This is a genomic window from Croceicoccus hydrothermalis (assembly GCF_022378335.1).
GTDB lineage: Bacteria > Pseudomonadota > Alphaproteobacteria > Sphingomonadales > Sphingomonadaceae > Croceicoccus > Croceicoccus hydrothermalis.
The window spans coordinates 102,370-120,593 of record NZ_JAIQCI010000004.1; the positions used below are offsets into that span (position 1 = coordinate 102,370).

Here is an 18,224-nt window from a genome sequence, read left to right on the forward strand (position 1 = left end):
GATGCAAGCTATATGCCAAGCGGCGCGACCAGCGATGCGGCGAGTGCCTTGTCGCCTTCCCTCTCCCGTTTCGGCAATCCCGCCCCGCGCCGGTCGAACGCGAATACGGCGATCACAGCATCCCCGCTTTCGGGTTCCAGCACGATGCGCGTTGCAACCCACCGCGCGGCGGCAATCGCGGACAGGGCCGCCGCCCGCGCCAGCGCGCCATCATACCGCCCGGCCTCCGGCCCGCCCCGTATGGTCAGCGTTTCGCGCGCGTCGGCGGACCGGCTGTCGAGCCAGCGGGCAAAGCGTTTATCCTCCCCATTGTCGCGGAAAACGGCACTCGGCTCGCCCGCGACGACCGGCTCCGTCAAGGCGACCTCGGCGGGCGCGATTTCGCGCGCCGGCACGGCGGATGCCGCGACCAGGAACAGGATCATCGCCAGATCGGCGAGCATCACCTGCCAGCTTTTGCCGATCCCGCTCATGCCGCCTCGCGCTCTACCGGGCGGGTCAGCTCCTCGTGCGGGACTGCCTCGGCGAGCTGTTCGCTCAACCAATGGACCAGCCGCTCGCGATCCTCGTCCTCCCGCTTGCCCCGCCGTTCGATATAGCGGGCGAGCGGCATCAGCACGAGATGCGCCAGCAACAGCCCGTAAAGCGTGGTCAGCACCGCGCGCGCCACCGCGCCCGCCATGGCGCCCGCGCCATATCCACCCTGCGGCACTTGTGCGAGCGCGACGAGCGTGCCGGCCATGCCAAACACCGGGGCGAGTTCGGCCCCCTGCTGCAACACGCGCAAGGCTGCGTTGCGAAGCATGCGCCGCCTGCGCGCAAAGGCATCGTGCACAGCGCCCAGCGCATCGAGCGAACGTGTCGTCACCAGCGCGTCCAGCGCCTCGGCCGTTTCGGCATCGTCGCGCGGCAGATCACCGGGACGATAGAGCCCGTCATGGCGCAGATTTTCCACCGCATTCGCGACCTGCGCGCGTGCATGGTCATAGGAGAACGCCCGCACGCGCAGCCCGGCCAGCGCCCGCCCCGTCGCGGCAAGATCCGCCCGCCCGGAACGCAGCACCGTCGCCACCAGCGTACCGCCGATGACGATGGCCGCGCTGCTCCAGTCGAACAGAGCAAACTCGGTCGGCATCCAGGCGAGCGACAGCCAGCCATCCGACACGGAACCGGGGAGCGATGGATCGGATGGGACGGATGCGGGCATCGAACGGGGTTCTCCTTCTCCCGGCAAGAACGGCAGCGGACGCATGGTTTTCAGGGCACGGCGTTCATTTGCCGGATGCGGCAAACGCTTGCCGCCCCCGTTTCCGCGCCTTTTCTCCGCCACATCCCCGCCCTGCCCTGCGCCGCCTGGAACGCCCCGTAAATCGGGCGGCGGCGCAAAACTGGCACGCACCTTGCTGATACCTCCGGCACAGCCATTCACGATCAGGGACACGTCCGATGGACACGAACACACAGAAAGGCACGAGCACATGAGCGAAGGTCTTTTCGGCATTCACGGCGCCGCGCTCGAACTGCGCTCGCAGCGGCTTGGCATGCTGACCTCCAACATCGCCAATGCCGCGACGCCTGGGTACAAGGCGAAGGACATCGATTTCGCCACCGCCCTCGCCATGCGCGAAGGGGGGAGCGACACCGGCCGCGCCGTTGCGGGCGCCACGCGTTACCGCATTCCGGTGATGCCCTCGCTCGACGGGAACACGGTGGAGCTTGCCAACGAGCAGATGGCCTTTGCCGAGAATGCGGTCGCCTATTCGGCCACGCTGTCCTTCGTCGAAGGGCGCGTCAACACCGTCAACCGCGCATTGCGAGGCGAATGATGGCCGATAATCTCAACCTGTTCTCCGTCGTTCAACGCGGCATGTCGGCACAGCTCGTGCGCATGAACGCGGCGGCGTCCAACCTTGCCAATGCTGGCGCCGTCGCGGGGAGCGAGCAGGACGCCTACCGCCCGCTCCGCCCGGTATTCAGCGAAAATCTCGACCGCGCCTCGGGCCTGTCCACGGTGCAGGTCAACGGTGTCTACCGCAGCGACGATGCCCCCATCCGCCGCCACGAACCCGGCCACCCGATGGCCGATGAAAACGGCGACGTGTGGGACAGCTCCGTCGATGAGACCGCCGAGATGGTCGAGATCATGGAAAGCAGCCGACAGTACCAGAACCTGGTCGAGGCGATGCAGACCGCCAAGCAATTGATGATCGATACGATGAGGATGAAATGACCGTCACCAGCCTGAATCAGCTGACCGCCGCCAATAATGTCAGCGCGGCGACCACCCCGCAGGCCGGCGGCGGTTTCGCACAGCTCGGCCATGCCGATTTCCTGCGCCTGCTCATGACACAGCTTCAGCAGCAGGACCCCACCGATCCCGCCGACAACAAGGACATGCTGGCCCAGATGGCCCAGTTCTCCAGCCTCGCCGGCACCAATGAAACCAACGAACGCCTGTCCGACATCTCGGACAAGCTGGATGCGCTGATCGCGGCGCAGACCGCAGCGTCCTGACCCTTTTACCAAGCGGAGAATAACCGATGTCCTTCTACACCTCGCTGAGCGGCCTCAAGAATGCGCAGACCGATCTCGGCGTGATCGCGCACAACATCGCCAATGCCGAAACGACCGGCTTCAAGAAAAGCGATACCGAGTTTTCCGATCTCGTCGCCGGTGGCGCCAATGCCGATCCCCGCCTGACCGTCGGCATCGGCGCGCAGGTCAGCTCGATCAAGCAGAACTTCAAGCTGGGCGCCACCGAACAGACCGGCGCGACCACCGACCTTGCCATCAACGGCGACGGTTTCTTTGCCATTCGCGGCGCCGAAAACAACAAGACCGCCTTTACCCGCAACGGCGCCTTTGCCGTCGACGGGCAGGGCTTCATGCATGACGGTTTCAACAACCGGCTGCAGCTTTACGCGGTCGATGCCAATGGCGACGTGATCGACACGACCACCACCATCGATGCGCAAATCCCGCAGGCCAACGGCGCGGGCGCCGAATTGTCCGGCATCTCGATCGGCAAGAACGGCATTCTGACCGCGTCCTATGTCGATGGCTCAGTCGAACCGGTCGGCCGCGTCGCCCTCGTCAGCTTCATCGCGCCGACGGGCCTCAGGCAGCTCGGCAATTCGCAGTGGGAATCGACCGGCCTGTCGGGCGATCCGACCTATGGCCTGCCGGGGATCGGGCGTTACGGCAATGTGCTGTCGGGCGCGCTGGAACGTTCGAACGTCGATCTGGCCGAGGAGATGGTCGGTCTCATCACCGCGCAGCGCAACTTCCAGGCCAATGCGAAGGCGGTCGATACCGCGACGCAGCTTTCGCAGACGATCCTGAACCTGCGGAGCTAAGACCCATGGACCGCATGATCTACACTGCGCTCACCGGCATGGATTCGGCCATGGTGCGTCAACGCGCCGTGGCCAGCAATCTCGCCAATGCGCAGACGCCGGGCTTTCGTGGCGAAACCTTCGCCGTGCAGACCAAGACGCTGAAGGGGCCGGCTCTCGAAACCCGCGCGCAGACGCAGGGCACGGTGCGCGGCGCCGACATGACGGCGGGCGAGATCGTGCGGACCAGCCAGCCACTCGACGTGGCGGTGACGGGCGAGGCTCTCATCGCCTTGCAGGCCGCCGACGGGGCGGAGGTCTATTCGCGCCGCGGCGATCTGTCCGTGGGCGTGGGCGGCGTGTTGCAGAATGGCGACCGCCGCCCCGTCATGGGGGAGGCCGGGCCGATCACCGTGCCGCCGGGCCGCATCGTAACGATCAGCGACGACGGCACCGTCCTCGCCGCCGACCCGGCCCAGCCCGAGGAACCGGCCGAGGATATCGGCCGCATCAAGCTCGCCAATCCCGCCGGCAGCCGGATCGAGAAGGATCTCGACGGGTTCATGCGGGTCGTGGGCGGCGGCGTTCTGCCCGCCGACCCGACCGCCGAATTGCTGACCGGCGCGCTGGAGCAGAGCAATGTCGATTCCAGCCAGGTGCTGGTCGACATCATCGAGGCGCAGCGCAGCTTCGACCGCCGTTCCAAACTGTTTTCCACCGCGAGCGAGCTGGACCAGTCCACCGCCCGCCTGATGTCGCTGCGCTGATCCGCGCGCGCATTCGCCAAGGAGTATAATTCATGCCCGTTTCCGCTCTCCACGTCGCCCGCACCGGGCTTGAGGCGCAGGACGCCCGCATGCGCGTCATCGCCAACAACCTCGCCAATATCGGCACCACCGGGTTCAAGCGTGACCGCGCCGATTTCGCCACGCTCGCCTATCAGGATGCGCGCGTCGCCGGGCAGCAATCGGGCGAGAACACCGCCTATGCGGTCGGCATCAACCTCGGCACCGGCGTCGCGATCCAGGGGACGAGCCGGATCAACTCGCAAGGCACCTTGAACGGCACCGGCAATGCGCTCGACGTCGCGCTCAACGGCGATGGCTTCTTTGAGATCGAGATGCCAGACGGCACGATCGGCTACACCCGCGCCGGCAATTTCACCCTTTCGGGCGAGGGGCAGCTCGTCACCTCGCACGGCTACCCGGTGCAGCCCGGCATCGACGTGCCCGAAGGCGCGCAATCCATCTCCATCGCCGAAGACGGCACGGTTTCCGCCGTGCTCGCCGACGATGCGGAGCCGGTGCAGCTGGGCCAGATCACGGTCACCAGCTTTGCCAATCCCAACGGGCTTCAGGCGATGGGCAACAATCTTTTGCGCGCCACCGCGGCGAGCGGCGACCCGCAGCAGGGCGTTGCCGGGGTCGACGGGCGCGGCAAGATCAATCAGGGCATGCTGGAATCCAGCAATGTGAACGTCGTCGAAGAGCTGGTCGAGATGATCGAGGCGCAGCGGGCCTACGAAATCAATTCCAAGATGGTCAGCGCCGTCGACGAAATGCTCCGCAACGCGAACCAGACGCTGTGATGCGCGGCGTCGTTCCCCTCTCGGTCGGTATCATGGGCCTCATGCTGTCGGCCTGCGCCACGACGCAGCCGCAGCCTGGTTATCAGGCCGCCCTGCCCGCGCCGCCGCCGGTCTATACACCGCGCGACGGGGCGATCTTTCATGCGGCCGACGGCTATGCCGGGCTGCATTCCGGCGCGCGGGCGGCGCGCGTCGGCGATCCTGTCACCGTGCTGCTCGTGGAATTCATCGACGCCACCAAGAACGCCGATGCACGAACGCAGCGCAACGGCAGCGCGTCGATCACGCCGCCCGCGGCAGGCCCGCTCGATTTCCTCAACCCGGAGGCTCTTAAGGCCGCGGCCCAATCGTCGTTCAATGGACGGGGCGATGCGGCGCAGGGTTCCGCGCTGACCGGCGCGATCGCCGTCACCATCGCGGAGGTGCGACCCAACGGCACCGCACTGATCAAGGGAGAACGACAGATGTTGCTGAGCCAGGGGACCGAATGGGTGCAGTTTTCGGGCATCATCCGGCTCGTCGACATCGATTACAACAATCAGATTCTGTCGACCGCCGTGGCCGATGCGCGGATCATCTACGCCGGCGACGGCGCGGTGCAGCAGGCGAGCCGCCCCGGCTGGCTCAGCCGTTTCTTCGGCCGCATCAGCCCGTTTTGAACCCTTGAGAAAGTGCCCGTGATGTTTCGCAAATTCCTTCTCGCCCTGATCGCCGCCTGCGCAGGCCTGGTCGCCGCCGTTCCCGCGCATGCCGAACGCGTGCGCGATCTCGGCGAGTTTCAGGGCGTGCGCCCGAACCAGCTTACCGGATATGGCGTGGTCGTCGGCCTTCCCGGCACCGGCGACAACAATCTGGAATATGTGACACAGGCCATGCGCGGCGTATCGGGCCGGCTCGGCATGCCGTTGCCGCCGGGCGTCGAACCTGGCCTCAAGAACGCAGCGGCCGTCATCATCACCGCCGAACTGCCCGCCTTTGCAAAGCCGGGGCAGCGGATCGACGTGACCGTGTCCACCATCGGCAAGGCGAAATCGCTGCGCGGCGGCGCGCTGGTGCTGACCCCGCTGATCGGGACGGACGGGCAGATCTACGCCATGGCGCAGGGCAACCTTGCCGTCGGCGGGCTCGACGCGACAGGCCGCGACGGGTCCAGCCTGACCGTCAACGTGCCGACCGTGGGGCGGATCGCCGCCGGCGCCACGGTCGAACGCGGCGTCGCCACCGGTTTCGATTCCGAAGGGGCGCTGCGCTTCAATCTTCACGATGCGGATTTCCTGACCGCGCGGCGGCTGCGCGATGCGATCAATTCGCGCTTTCCCGGCTGTGCCAGCATTGTCGATGGCGTCACCCTGTCGCTCGTCCTGCCGCATGGCGCCGACATTCGCTCCGCGATGATGGCGGAGATCGAAACGATCGAGGTGAACCCGGCCCAAACCGCCGCCAAGGTCATCGTCAACAGCCGTTCGGGCACTGTCGTCATCAATCAGGCCGTCCGCCTGTCGCCCGCCGCGATCAGCCATGGCCGCCTCGTCGTGCGGGTGGACGAAGACCCGATGGTGGTACAGCCCGCCCCGTTCAGCGACGGTCGCACCGCGCTCGAACCGTCGAGCACGGTCAGCGCCGACGAATATGGCGGCAAGGTGAACCTGATGCCCGGCGGCGCCGATCTTGCCGAGATCGTCGATGCGCTCAACATGCTCGGCGTCGGGGCGTCCGACCTCGTCGTCATCCTCGAGGCGCTGAAACAGGCCGGCGCGCTCAAGGCCGAAATGGTGGTGCTGTGATGCCGCCGATCGTCCCCATGGCCGCCCCGCCCGTCTCTGCCCTGCGCATCACCGGGGCGGCGGAGGGAACCGCGCCGCCGCGCGCCAGCGAAGCAGCGCCCGAACAGGCCGAGCAGGCCAGCGCCGAACGCGCGGAGATCAAGCGCGCGGCGCAGGCCTTCGAGGCGATCATGCTGCGCCAGCTTTTCGCCTCTGCCCGCGCGACCGATTTCGGCGGCGAGGACGTCATGGGCGGCCAGGGTATGGAACAGTTTACCGCGATGCGTGACGAACATCTCGCCGACATCGCCTCACAAACCGGCGCGTTCGGCCTCGCCGCGTCGATCGAAACGCAACTGGCCGCAATGAAGGGAATGCGCTGATGTCCTCGAACATGATGGTGATCGGCAAGAGCGGGGCCGCGGCGGCGCGTGCCGCGCTCGAACTCACCGCGCAGAATATCGCCAATACCGAAAACGCGACTTACGCCCGTCGCTCGATCCAACTGTCCGAGGTGACCGCGACCGGCGGCATCGGCCTCAATTCCAGCAGCGCGCCGTCCGGCGTGCGGACCGAACGGGTCAACCGCGTTAGCTCCGCCTTCCTGTTGAGCGAGGCGCGGCGCACCGAATCGGACGTGACCCGCGCCGATGCCGAACTCCTAGGCATGCGAGAGCAGGAAACCGCGATCGAGAAGGCCGGCATTTTCGAGGCTGGCGTGGATTTCGAATCCGCGCTGTCGCAGCTCGTGTCCGATCCGCTCGACCCATCGCTGCGCACGCAGGTCGTGGAAGAAGCCGAAACGCTGGTGCAGACCTTCGCCATCGCGGTCGAAGGGCTCGATGCCTCGACCCGCGGGCTGCATATTCGCGCGACCGAGGATGTGACCACGCTCAACGTCATCTCGCAGGAGCTGGCGCGCAACAATATCGGCCTCTCGCGCAGCGAGGTCGGCACGAGCAATCACGCAGCCCTTCTCGACAAGCGCGATGCGCTGCTCTCGCAGATGTCGACGATCGCGGGCATCCGGACGGAATTCGATTCGCTTGGCCGCGTGTCGGTACGGCTCGCCGGCGGGACGGAGCCTTTGCTCGTGCTCGGCGCCCAATCCGAGGATCTGGAGATTGCCATCGCGGCCGACGGCACGCTGGAATTCGCGACCACCGGCGGTCCGACCACGGTCGTTGCCGGGCGGCTTTCGGGTTCGGCCCGCGCGCTCGACCGCATGGTCGACGTGCGTACATCGCTCGACGATATTGCGTCGAGCCTGATCACGACCGTCAATGCTGCGCAGGCGAACGGCGTCACCAAATCGGGCGCGGCGGCACCGCCGATGTTCACAGGGGCGGGAGCACGCGACATCGCGCTCGCCATCACCGACGGCGCCGATCTCGCCACCGCGCCCACGGGCAGCGGCCCCAATAGCCGCGACACCAGCAATCTCGATTCGCTGCGTTCCGTGCTGGCCGGCCCGAACGGCCCTGCGGCACAGCTCGATGCCTTGTTGCTGCAGGTGTCGAGCGCCATCGACGGGCGCAGCATCACGCGCGATGCGCTGCGCACGCTGGCCGATACGGCGAGCGTCGCGCTTTCCACCGAAACCGGCGTCGATCTCGACACCGAGGCCGCCAATCTGGTGCGCTACCAACAGGCTTACCAGGCCTCGGGCCGGGTCATTCAGGTGGCCGCCGAAATCTTCGACACCATGCTGGGAATTCGCTGACATGACCTATGGCGCCAATATCACGAGCGGCACCTCCGCCTTCTTCAACCGCTCCCGGATCGAGATGGGCACGCTGCGCAAGGAAGCCGAGCGCATGCAGGCGCAGCTTGCCACTGGCGAGCGGATCGAACGGTCGAGCGACGATCCCGTCGCCGCATCGCGCCTGCGCAGCCTGATGCGCGCGGACCGGCTTGCCGAAATCGACGCATCGAACGCCGCCCGCGCGGCCAACGACCTGAGCTATGCCGATACCGCGCTGCAGAACATTGCCGGCGATCTCATCCGTGCGCGCGAACTCGCCGTCTGGGCATCGAGCGACACCATGTCGGAAGAGCAGCGGCGGCTCATTTCCGGCGAGCTGCTCCAATTGCACGAGGGTATGGTGGCCAATGCCAACGCCCGCACCTCCACCGGCCATGCCGCATTCGGCGGGGCGGCGTCGGGACAGGCCTACGAAATCGATGCGACGGGGGCGGCGGTCTATGTCGGCACCAACGATCCCGGCGTCGTCGAACTGGGCGAAGGGCAGCGCGTCACGCGCGGCGTCACCGGGCCGCAATTCGCGGAATTCACAATCGGCGGCACCACCTCCGACATCTTCGCCGTCGTGCGCAACCTTGCCGAGGCCATGCTTGCCGGCGCGGGATCGTCGGTGGCCCGCGATTCGCTGGCGGCGATGGATGCGGGGCTGGAATCGATTACCCGCGCGCAGACCGCGGTCGGCACGCGCGTCGCCTGGATCGAAACGGTGCAGGACCGCCAGGTCGCCTCGTCCGTCGCGCGCGCCGAGGAAAGCGACCGCACCGGTGGTGTCGACGTGGCCTCCGCCATTACGCAGCTGCAACAGCTGATGCTCGTGCTCGAAGGAAGCCAGGCGGGTTTCGCACGGCTTAGCCAGCTGACGCTGTTCGACGCCATTCGCTGATCTCGCGGCGCTTTCAAAGCAATTTTTTATTCTGTCCTAGGGGGAAATTCCATGCTGCCGGCAATAGGCATCGTCATTCTGATCGTCATGGTGTTCGGGGGTTTCGCCATCACCGGCGGTGCGCTGGGGCCGGTCATGCACGCCGTTCCGCACGAAATGCTCATCATCGGCGGCGCCGCGATCGGCGCTCTCGTGGCGGGCAATTCCATGCATGAGCTCAAGGCCATCGGCGCGGGTTTCGTCAAGGTGTTCAAGGGGCCGCGCTATACCAAGCAGGACCATATCGACGCCATCGCTCTCACCGGCCGGTTCATGCGCAAGTTCAAACTCGAAGGGCCGGTTGCCCTGGAAGCGCATGCCGAGTTTCCGATGGAATCGGCCATTTTCGCCGAATATCCCCGCCTTCTCAGCGACAAGGCGCTGCGCGAGTTGATCTGCGATACGCTGATGCTCAACATCGTGTCGTCGGGCACGCTGGAGGTGCATGCGGTCGAGGAGGTGATGGACAATGCGATCAAGAGCCATTTCCACCACATGGACGAGCCGGCCCATGCGCTTCAGAATCTGGCCGATGCGCTCCCCGCGCTGGGTATCGTGGCCGCGGTTCTCGGCGTGGTGAAGACGATGGGTTCCATCGACGAGCCGCCCGCGGTGCTTGGCGGAATGATCGGTTCGGCGCTGGTCGGCACGTTTCTGGGCGTGCTGCTGGCCTATGGCATCGTCGGTCCGCTCTCCGGCAAGCTCGCCAAGATCAATCAGCAGGATCAGCAGATCTTCCATTCGATCAAGCAGGTCATGATCGCCAGCCTGCACGGATGGCCGCATGCGCTGGCCGTGGAATCGGCGCGGTCGGGCCTGCCCGATGCGCTGCGTCCGCCGCTGACCGACCTGCTTGACACGTTGAAGGCTGCGTAAGATGGCCACGGCTCCGCTGCTGCAACCCGCCCCGGTCGAGGAACCGGTCCGCCCCATCATCGTGAAGAAGGTCGTCGTGCAGGCGGCCGGACATCACGGCGGCGCGTGGAAAGTCGCCTATGCCGATTTCGTGACGGCAATGATGGCGTTTTTCCTGCTGCTATGGCTGCTGGGCGCGACGACGGAAAAGCAGAAGCAGGGGCTCGCCGATTATTTCACGCCCACGCTCGTCAATCTCAAGGAGAATGCGGCGGGATCGAGCGGCTTGCTCAAGGGCGATTCACTCAACGCCGCCGAAGATCTGCGCGATGCAAAGTCGCAGACGAGCCTGCAATCGCCGCCGCGCGATGCCGATGCCCCGTCGGCCAACGTGCTGCGCGAACGCATCGAACAACGCTTGCGGCAAAGCGCGCAGCTGCGCGATCTTGCGCGGCAGGTGCGGGTCATGGAAACGCCCGAGGGCATTCGCATCGATCTCGTCGACGATGCCGATTTCTCGATGTTCGCGCTTGGCACCACCGTGTTGACCGACCGCGCCCGCGCGCTGGTCGATGTCATCGCCAAGGCCGTGTCGCAGGACAGCGCCCCGATCATCGTGCGCGGCCATACCGATGCGCTGAAATGGAAACCGGGCCTTGTCGCCAACAACTGGTCGCTGTCGACCGGCCGGGCCGAGGCCACGCGTCAGGAATTGATGCGCAATGGCGTCGCGCAGACCCGGTTCCGCCGGATCGAGGGTGTTGCCGACATGGAACCGCTCATCGCGGACAATCCCGCCGATCCGCGCAATCGCCGCATCTCGGTCCTGCTCCTGCGCTAAAACCAACGTTCAATCGCGGCTAAGCTGCGCCTCTTGCCACGCTTTCAACGTCTGGCCGGTACCGGATAGCTTCCATTCGGTCCGGCCATTCGCGTTGCGGTTGAGGAGGACGGCCGCCGCCTCGCTCGGGCTGCGGAACACGGTGTCCTGGGTTACGCGCAACGGACCGCCCGGCCTGTCCTCCCGCAATATGCCCTGCTCGATCAGCGTTGCACGCGTCTCGGCATATTGATTGGACGTATGCCCCTCGAACGCGCTCGCGGTCGAACCGCGCAGCACGACGAACTCGCCGTCGTTTTCCTCGGCATGGGCCTCGACCTCGTGCCGGGGCGCTTTCAATTGTAGCGGGATCGAGCGGTTACTCCCTGCGCGATCGGGCGCCTCCCCCTCCGCCATTCTCGATTTCGAGCGCAGCGCATCGATCCCGACGACGGGCAAGACCGTCTCGATCTGTTCGAGGAAATATTCCATGTCCGCCATGTCGCTGTCCGGCAGGGCATTGGGCGCACCGCCGTTCCGGTTCTCCACCTCGGCGCGCCCGGCCTTGTGCGCGCGCTCGATCAACCGCGCTTCGAGATAGCGGGCGTGCGCCTTGGTGAGATTGGCATCCTTGGACGTGACGATACACGCCTGTTGCCAGAAATCCTTGCCAGCGTCGGAGTCATGTGCGCGCAAACGCCGGGAGACATTGTCCCCCTCGCCGATATAGACACGGCTGCGCGCGGGGTGGTCGGGATCCGGCCCGACAAGGAAGTAGATCCCGGTGCGCTCGGCCTCGCTGCGACATAGCGCATCGGCGATTCGCATACGGGGGAAGTGGAGGAGATGGCCGGTCCAGTTATGAATTTATCGCGGTCTTCAGCCCGGTCGCGGTTCCATCGATCAGGAACAGCTTGATGGTTCGGCCATGGGCCACGGCGTTCTCCTCGTGCGAGCGAGCGGTGTGGCAGGATGCGCACATCCCATCAAGCCGCTACACGCCAAACGCCAAAACCCGGCGAGTTCCTGGAGGGGGAACTCGCCGGGCGCCCGTTCCGCCCGGTGAGGGGCGCACGGTGGGAGGCCGAAAATTAACGCAGCAGCGACATCACGTTCTGCGTGCTCTGGTTGGCCTGCGCCAGCATCGCGGTCGAAGCCTGGCTCAGGATCTGCGCCTTGGCGAGAGCGGTCGTTTCCGCCGAATAATCGGTATCCATGATCCGCGAACGCGCGTCGGTCAGGTTGGTCGCGTTGTTGGACAGGCTGTTCACCGCCGATTCCAGACGGTTCTGCGAAGCACCCATGCCGGCACGCGCGGTGGCAATCGCGGTGATGTCCGTGTCGAGCAGTCCGAGCGTCAAGCTGGCATTGGCCTGCGTATCCACGGCGTAGGAGCCCGCCGTGCCGGTACCGCCCGTCAGCGTCGTCAGGTTGGCATTGGTGATGTCGACCGTGTCGGCGGCATTCGCACCGGCCTGGATCGTTACGGTCGCCACGGTGCCGTCGAACAGCTTCGTGCCGTTGAATTCGGCGTTCGTTACGACGTCGCCGAGCTGTGCGGTGAGCTGGTCGACTTCGGCCGTCATGTTTATGCGGTCAGTGTCGGTATAGGTGCCCGAGGCACTCTGCACGGCCAGTTCACGCATACGCTGCAGCATGTTCGTGACTTCGTCGAGCGAACCTTCCGCCGTCTGCGCAAGGGCGATGCCGTCGTTGGCGTTGCGGATGCCCTGGTTCATGCCGCGCACCTGCGAGGTCATGCCGGTGGCGATGGCGAGGCCGGCGGCGTCGTCCTTGGCGGAGTTGATGCGCTTGCCGGTGGAAAGGCGTTCCATTGCCTGGCCGGTCATTTTGTCGGCCATGGTCGAAGCGTTGGTGGCGCGAAGAGCGCTGATGTTGGAATTGATAACGGCCATGATGTGTTCCCTTTGGTTTCGGTTGAGCAGCGATGGCGGATTGCCGCGCTGTCCCCCCAAAGACCGGCAGGCAGCGGCAAAGCTTAAGGGGGTCGATCGGCCACATGGGTACGTAGTTCTACGTTGTCTTAAATTTCCGGCGCCTTTCACGCCGGTGAGTCAAACAGGGGCATCAACAGGGTAAACGGGATTCGCAAATGCTCACCGCACGGACGGGTAAAAACGCCGAAAAAAATCACAATCCGCTGGTTCGCCGGGTCGCGACTGTGGTCGAATCGATGCCGGGAACCGGAATCGTGACGCTATGCGAGGCGGACGAGGATCTGCCGGCACGCCGGCGCGACGATATCGTGGTGGTTTTCGAACGCGCGGGGGGCGATACGGCCCCTGCGATTGTGCGCCAGGGGGCCAATCGCCATCTGGTGCGGCATGCCGATGCACAGACCGAGGCATCGCTTGCCGCCGGCATTGCCTGCGCACGCGCGTCGGGCGGGCCGGTGTGCGCCGATCCCGGCTCGCTTGCCCTGCTCGTGCTCGCGGAGAAGCTGGCGAAGTCCGATATTCCGGTGCTCATCGCCGGGCCGACCGGCACGGGCAAGGAAGTGCTGTCGCGCTTCATTCACGAACATAGCGACCGCGCGGGCAAGCCTTTCGTCGCGATCAATTGCGCCGCCATGCCCGAAACCATGCTGGAGGCGCTGCTCTTCGGTCATCGCAAGGGCGCGTTCACCGGCGCGGCCGCCAATGGTGCCGAAGGATTGTTCCAGGCCGCCGATGGCGGTACGCTGCTGCTCGACGAAATCGCCGAGATGCCGCTCCCGCTTCAGGCGAAATTGCTGCGCGCCCTTCAGGAAGGCGAGATTTTGCCGCTCGGCGCGACGGTCCCGGTCAAGGTGGATGTGCGCATCGTCGCCTGTGCCAATCGCGACCTTCCGCGCGAAGTGGCCGAGGGCCGCTTCCGCGAGGATCTGTTCTACCGCCTGAACGTCTTTCCGCTCAATATTCCGGCGCTGCGCGAACGGGTCGCGGACATCGCACCGCTCGCCTTCGCGCTGATGCTGCGTCATGCGCAGGGCGACGATCTGCCGTGGATCAGCGATGCCGCCATCGCCAAGCTGCAGGCGCATAGCTGGCCCGGCAATATTCGCGAGCTGGAAAACGTGATGCGCCGCGCATTGCTGATCGGCGACGGCACGATGATCGGCGAGGGGGACATCTGCTTCGACATGGCCGCGCGCCCGATCGCCGCACTCTCCGCCGCGGACACGCCCTCCCTTGCGGCGCAGGACATCGCGGTGGAGGACATGGTGCAGGACGCCGCCACGCAGGAGCCCGCCGCGATTTCCGGCGCGGCGCCCCGCCTCGCCAATATTGTGCAGCAATCGCAGGCCCGCGCCATCGCCGAGGCGCTGCAATGCAATGACGGCCATCGCGGCCATACGGCACGGCAGCTCGGCATCTCCGAGCGCACATTGCGCTATCGTCTGGCCGACATGCGGGCCGCAGGCCTCGACCTGTCCCGCATGGCGATGGGGGCGGGCCGATGAGCGGGCCCATCACCGGCATCGGTGCCGGTCCGGGTGCGGCCGGCGGGTTGCAGCAGATCATCGCCCTGCGTCAGCAGATCATCGAGCGGTCGGAAGCGCTTCAATCCATTCGCGCGCCCGCGACCCCGGATGCGGCCCCCACCGGCCCGCGCGGCACCGGCTTTGCCGATACGCTGAAGACCGCCGTGGACGGCGTGAACCAGACGCAGCAACGCGCCGGCGCGATCAGCGCCGCCTATGAACGGGGCGAGGTCACCGACGTCGCGCAGGTCATGCTCGCCCGACAGGAAGCCGGCGTCGCGTTCGAGGCAACGCTTCAGGTCAGGAACAAGCTCTTGTCCGCCTATCAGGACATCATGCGGATGGGAGTATAACCGATGGCAGCCCTGCCCGTGCCCGCCAATGGCCCGCCCACCGGCGACACGCCCCGCAATGGGGACGCCACCGGTTTTGCCCTGCTGCGCCCGCTTTCGCAGGCAGGGGCCAGCCCGCGCGACCGCATCGCCGCCTTTCTTGCGCAGCCCGCCGTGCGCCGCAGCCTGCCCATGGTGGCGGGGCTGGGGCTCCTCGTCGTGGCCCTGCTGCTCTGGATGGCGATGTCGTCCGGGCCGCAGCGCGTATTATATAGCAGCCTTGGCGATGGCGAGCGTGCCAGCGTGGTCGAAACGCTGGAAAGCGCTGGCATCGATTACACCATCGACAACGACACCGGCGCGCTTTCGGTGTCGGAGGACGATCTCTATCGCGCACGCATGCTGGTGGCGAGCGACGGCGCGCTGGCCGTGCCGGAAACCGGGGCGCAAATGCTCGACGCGATCCCCATCGGGTCGAGCCGCACTCTGGAAGGCGAGCGGCTGCGCAATGTGCGCGAGCGCGAATTGATGCTGACCATCGCGGAAATCGATGGGGTGGAGGCCGTGCGCGTCCATCTCGCTCAGCCGGAACGCAGCGTTTTCGTGCGCGACAATCTCGCCCCCGGCGCCTCCGTCATGGTGCGCATGGCGCGCGGGCGTTCGCTCGCGGATGATCAGGTGCGCGCCATCGTCAATCTGGTCGCCGGCTCCGTGCCGGGCATGTCGCCCGATGCGGTGCGCGTCGCGGATCAGCATGGCCGCCTCCTCTCCGACGTCACGTCGCAGGGCGGCAGCGCGCTGGAGGTGCAGAGCCAGTACGAGGACAAGCTGCGCGCGCAGATTGCCCAATTGCTTGTCCCCATGCTCGGCGAAGGCAATTTTACAAGCGAAGTGCAGGTCGAGCTGGACATGGCCGAGGTCACCTCGGCCCGCGAAAGCTACGACAAGGACGGTGCCATCCGCACCGAGACCGAAAGCCAGATGGAAAGCACCGGCGCCGGGCCGATGGCAGGGGTTCCGGGCGTATTGTCCAACACCCCGCCGCCGCCGACGGGCATCGAGGACGGCGCCCCCGAAGGCACCGCCCCCACCCCGCCCATGCAGACCACCGGCGAAAGCAGCGCCCGCCGCACCTACGAACTCGGCCGCGAGGTCGCCGTGTCGAGCAACGGCCCGGGCGGTGTGAAACGCCTGTCCGTCGCCGTCGCCATCAGCCAGGAGGCGCTCGCCGCCATCGCGCCCGCCACCGGCGCGAACATCGAACGGCTCGTCGCCTCCGCCGTCGGGGCGCAGACGGATCGCGGTGACGAGGTCACGGTCGTCACCGGCGGGTTCGAAGCCGCCGCGATGGAAGAGGCACCGTTCTGGGAAACCGCGTGGTTCGCAACCGTACTGCGCAATGTGGTCGCGCTGATCGCGGTGATCCTGGCGTTGGTGTTCGGTGTGCGGCCCATCGTGAAAGCGTTGAAGGAGCGCAACCCTGTCGCCGATCCGCAATTGACGGACGACACGGCCGAGGAACGCGACCCCGATGCCGTCATCGACATCGAAAGCGAAATGCCCGCAGGGTTGAAGGGCCAGCAGGGCGAACGGCTGCGCGAACATGTCGCGCTCGCCCGTCAGCTCGCCACCGAACAGCCCGACCGCGCCGTATCCGCCCTGCGCCGGATGCTGGCGGTACCGAACGAAAATGTCGCCGAGGACGACGATGCGTCCACACCCGGCAAGGCCGAACCCGAAAAGGAAGCCGCATGACCGCCGTGCAACCCGGATCCCTAACCGATGCCGACCGGGCGGCAATGATCGTAATGCTGCTCGACGACGACAGCGCCGCGAACCTGCTGGCGCAGCTCGAACCGGAGGAGCTGGAACGGCTGGGCAGCCACATGGTGAAGCTTGGCGAGATCGAGAGCGATGGCCTGGAAAGTGCCATCGAATCGTTCGTCACCCACGCCGATGCACAGGGGTTCAGTGTCGGCGACCGGCAAACCCATTTGTCGCGCGTCATGACGCGCGCCGTCGGCGAGGTGAAGGCGCACGGCATGATGAGCCGCATCGCCCCCACAGCGCCCAGCCGCACGATCGAAATCGCCCGCTGGCTGACGCCGGAGGTGCTCGTGCCGTTGCTCGAGGACGAACATCCGCAGGCGATTGCCGTGCTGCTCCTCATGCTCGACCCCGAACCGGCGGCGCATCTTCTTGCCGCCCTGCCGAAACGGCATCAGTCCGGCGTCGTCGAGCGCGTCGCCCGCATCGGTCCTGTGTCCTCGCACGCGGTCGCCATGCTCGACGAATTGCTGAACCGCCGGCTGGCCGAACGATTCGGCAATCGCACGCTCGCCATCGGCGGCGTGCGCGAGGCGGCCGAATTGATGAACCGCGCCGCCGGGGTGGAAAAGCACGTAATGCCCGCGATTGCGGAGCGCGACCGCAAGCTCGCCTCCGAGATCGAGGCCGAGATGTTCCGCTTCGACCAGCTTACCGCGCTCGAGCCGATGGCGATGGGTCGCCTGCTGCGCGAGATCGAGAACGAGGTGCTGATCGACGCGCTCAAGGGGCTGGACGAAGATGCGCGCGAACCGTTCTATGCCGCGATGTCGGCGCGCGCCGCCGACGGGGTGAAGGACGAGATCAAGACCCGCGGCCGTTTGCGCCGTGCCGATGTCGAGAAGGCGCAGGAATCCATTGTCGAGATCGCCCGACGCCTGTCGGAAAGCGGCGAGATCATGTTCGGCGCCGATGGTGGCGATTATGTTTAAGGAAAACACCCTCAACGTTTCCGACACCGCCTGGATCGATCATACGCGCGCCACCGGCATATTCGCACCCGACAGCCGTTTTACCAACACGCCCCCCCAACCGCAGAACGAAAACGACGAGACGGAAGAGGAGCCGGCCGGCCCCGATCCGATCGAACGCGCCTATGGCGACGGGCTACAGAAAGGCCGGGAGGAGGCCGAGGCCGAATTCGCCGAGCGTGAGGCCATCCGCGCGCGCCTTGCCGGGGCGCTCACCCGGCTCGACGCGGATGAGCGGGGCCGCTTTGCCGAACGGCTGCGCGAAACGGTGATGCTGCTGTGCGAGGCCGTGCTGGGCGAGGCGGCGGGCGATGCCGAGCTTTTGAAGACACGGTGCGACCGTGCGATTGCCGCGCTCGCGGATGGCGAGCCGCCGGTACTGCGCATGCATCCCGCCGATATCGAGATGCTGGACGAGGAATACCGCCTCAGCCGCAGCATCATCGTCGACCCGGCGATGAAGCGCGGCGACCTGCGCGCGGAACAGGGCGGCGGCGGCGTCGTGTGCGGGCCGGCCGACTGGATGGTGGCGGTGCGTGCCGCCGTATACGGAACCTGATGC

Annotated in this window: 22 protein-coding genes; 18 read left to right on the forward strand and 4 right to left on the reverse strand. The window is 66.3% G+C overall.

What is annotated here, in order from left to right; genetic code table 11:
• Positions 1-8: 8 nt before the first annotated feature.
• A complete protein-coding gene (locus K4G67_RS04555) occupies positions 9-473 on the reverse strand; it encodes a hypothetical protein (RefSeq protein ID WP_239805197.1) in 465 nt (154 codons plus the stop codon).
• Positions 470-1,207, reverse strand: coding sequence for a MotA/TolQ/ExbB proton channel family protein (locus K4G67_RS04560; protein ID WP_239805198.1), 738 nt, complete (start codon positions 1,205-1,207; stop codon positions 470-472). Before K4G67_RS04560 ends, K4G67_RS04555 begins: the two co-directional genes overlap by 4 nt.
• A gap of 271 nt (positions 1,208-1,478) precedes the next feature.
• Here K4G67_RS04560 and flgB point away from each other — a divergent pair, with 271 nt between their 5' ends.
• The 13 genes from flgB to K4G67_RS04625 are packed head-to-tail and all read left to right on the forward strand — an operon-like array spanning position 1,479 to position 11,069.
• Positions 1,479-1,826 (forward strand): flagellar basal body rod protein FlgB, encoded by a 348-nt coding sequence (gene flgB, locus K4G67_RS04565; protein WP_239805199.1) that lies wholly within the window; start codon positions 1,479-1,481, stop codon positions 1,824-1,826.
• Positions 1,826-2,230, forward strand: a complete 405-nt coding sequence (gene flgC / locus K4G67_RS04570; protein WP_239805373.1) for a flagellar basal body rod protein FlgC — start codon at positions 1,826-1,828, stop codon at positions 2,228-2,230. Before flgB ends, flgC begins: the two co-directional genes overlap by 1 nt.
• Positions 2,227-2,514 (forward strand): flagellar hook assembly protein FlgD, encoded by a 288-nt coding sequence (locus K4G67_RS04575; RefSeq protein ID WP_239805200.1) that lies wholly within the window; start codon positions 2,227-2,229, stop codon positions 2,512-2,514. The genes flgC and K4G67_RS04575 overlap by 4 nt, the downstream gene beginning before the upstream one ends.
• 26 nt (positions 2,515-2,540) lie before the next feature.
• Positions 2,541-3,356: a flagellar hook-basal body complex protein gene (locus K4G67_RS04580; RefSeq protein ID WP_239805201.1), complete on the forward strand. Its 816-nt coding sequence runs from the start codon at positions 2,541-2,543 to the stop codon at positions 3,354-3,356.
• A gap of 5 nt (positions 3,357-3,361) precedes the next feature.
• On the forward strand, positions 3,362-4,102 hold the full coding sequence (locus K4G67_RS04585; protein ID WP_239805202.1) for a flagellar basal body rod protein FlgF: 741 nt from the start codon (positions 3,362-3,364) through the stop codon (positions 4,100-4,102).
• Between the two features lie 32 nt (positions 4,103-4,134).
• Entirely contained in the window at positions 4,135-4,923 is a 789-nt protein-coding gene (gene flgG, locus K4G67_RS04590; protein WP_239805203.1) for a flagellar basal-body rod protein FlgG, read from the forward strand.
• Positions 4,923-5,582 (forward strand): flagellar basal body L-ring protein FlgH, encoded by a 660-nt coding sequence (locus K4G67_RS04595; RefSeq protein ID WP_239805204.1) that lies wholly within the window; start codon positions 4,923-4,925, stop codon positions 5,580-5,582. The genes flgG and K4G67_RS04595 overlap by 1 nt, the downstream gene beginning before the upstream one ends.
• Positions 5,583-5,603: 21 nt before the next feature.
• A complete protein-coding gene (locus K4G67_RS04600) occupies positions 5,604-6,707 on the forward strand; it encodes a flagellar basal body P-ring protein FlgI (RefSeq protein WP_239805205.1) in 1,104 nt (367 codons plus the stop codon).
• Positions 6,707-7,069 (forward strand): rod-binding protein, encoded by a 363-nt coding sequence (locus K4G67_RS04605; protein ID WP_239805206.1) that lies wholly within the window; start codon positions 6,707-6,709, stop codon positions 7,067-7,069. The genes K4G67_RS04600 and K4G67_RS04605 overlap by 1 nt, the downstream gene beginning before the upstream one ends.
• Entirely contained in the window at positions 7,069-8,409 is a 1,341-nt protein-coding gene (flgK, locus tag K4G67_RS04610; RefSeq protein WP_239805207.1) for a flagellar hook-associated protein FlgK, read from the forward strand. Before K4G67_RS04605 ends, flgK begins: the two co-directional genes overlap by 1 nt.
• 1 nt (position 8,410) lies before the next feature.
• The gene (locus K4G67_RS04615) at positions 8,411-9,334 is read left to right on the forward strand and encodes a flagellin N-terminal helical domain-containing protein (RefSeq protein ID WP_239805208.1); all 924 of its coding nucleotides are present in this window, start codon (positions 8,411-8,413) and stop codon (positions 9,332-9,334) included.
• Between the two features lie 51 nt (positions 9,335-9,385).
• Positions 9,386-10,249 (forward strand): flagellar motor stator protein MotA, encoded by an 864-nt coding sequence (gene motA, locus K4G67_RS04620; protein ID WP_239805209.1) that lies wholly within the window; start codon positions 9,386-9,388, stop codon positions 10,247-10,249.
• Position 10,250: 1 nt separating this feature from the next.
• Entirely contained in the window at positions 10,251-11,069 is an 819-nt protein-coding gene (locus K4G67_RS04625) for a flagellar motor protein MotB (protein ID WP_239805210.1), read from the forward strand.
• A 9-nt stretch (positions 11,070-11,078) separates the two neighbouring features.
• Here K4G67_RS04625 and K4G67_RS04630 read toward each other — a convergent pair whose 3' ends face one another.
• Both K4G67_RS04630 and K4G67_RS04635 read right to left on the reverse strand, forming a co-directional pair.
• Positions 11,079-11,876, reverse strand: coding sequence for a GIY-YIG nuclease family protein (locus K4G67_RS04630; RefSeq protein WP_239805211.1), 798 nt, complete (start codon positions 11,874-11,876; stop codon positions 11,079-11,081).
• Positions 11,877-12,139: 263 nt separating this feature from the next.
• Positions 12,140-12,964, reverse strand: coding sequence for a flagellin N-terminal helical domain-containing protein (locus K4G67_RS04635; protein ID WP_239805212.1), 825 nt, complete (start codon positions 12,962-12,964; stop codon positions 12,140-12,142).
• Positions 12,965-13,242: 278 nt separating this feature from the next.
• On the opposite strand from K4G67_RS04635, the gene K4G67_RS04640 reads away from it, so the two are divergent.
• Genes K4G67_RS04640 through K4G67_RS04660 form a run of 5 tightly spaced genes read left to right on the forward strand, consistent with a single transcriptional unit; the run spans position 13,243 to position 18,221 of the window.
• On the forward strand, positions 13,243-14,511 hold the full coding sequence (locus K4G67_RS04640) for a sigma-54 interaction domain-containing protein (protein WP_239805213.1): 1,269 nt from the start codon (positions 13,243-13,245) through the stop codon (positions 14,509-14,511).
• Positions 14,508-14,885, forward strand: a complete 378-nt coding sequence (fliE, locus tag K4G67_RS04645) for a flagellar hook-basal body complex protein FliE (RefSeq protein ID WP_239805214.1) — start codon at positions 14,508-14,510, stop codon at positions 14,883-14,885. The genes K4G67_RS04640 and fliE overlap by 4 nt, the downstream gene beginning before the upstream one ends.
• A 3-nt stretch (positions 14,886-14,888) precedes the next feature.
• Positions 14,889-16,619 (forward strand): flagellar basal-body MS-ring/collar protein FliF, encoded by a 1,731-nt coding sequence (fliF, locus tag K4G67_RS04650; RefSeq protein ID WP_239805215.1) that lies wholly within the window; start codon positions 14,889-14,891, stop codon positions 16,617-16,619.
• Positions 16,616-17,623 carry a flagellar motor switch protein FliG gene (gene fliG, locus K4G67_RS04655; RefSeq protein ID WP_239805216.1) on the forward strand — a complete coding sequence of 336 codons (1,008 nt, stop codon included), beginning with the start codon at positions 16,616-16,618 and terminating at the stop codon, positions 17,621-17,623. Before fliF ends, fliG begins: the two co-directional genes overlap by 4 nt.
• The gene (locus K4G67_RS04660) at positions 17,616-18,221 is read left to right on the forward strand and encodes a FliH/SctL family protein (RefSeq protein ID WP_239805217.1); all 606 of its coding nucleotides are present in this window, start codon (positions 17,616-17,618) and stop codon (positions 18,219-18,221) included. The genes fliG and K4G67_RS04660 overlap by 8 nt, the downstream gene beginning before the upstream one ends.
• Positions 18,222-18,224 lie beyond the last annotated feature (3 nt).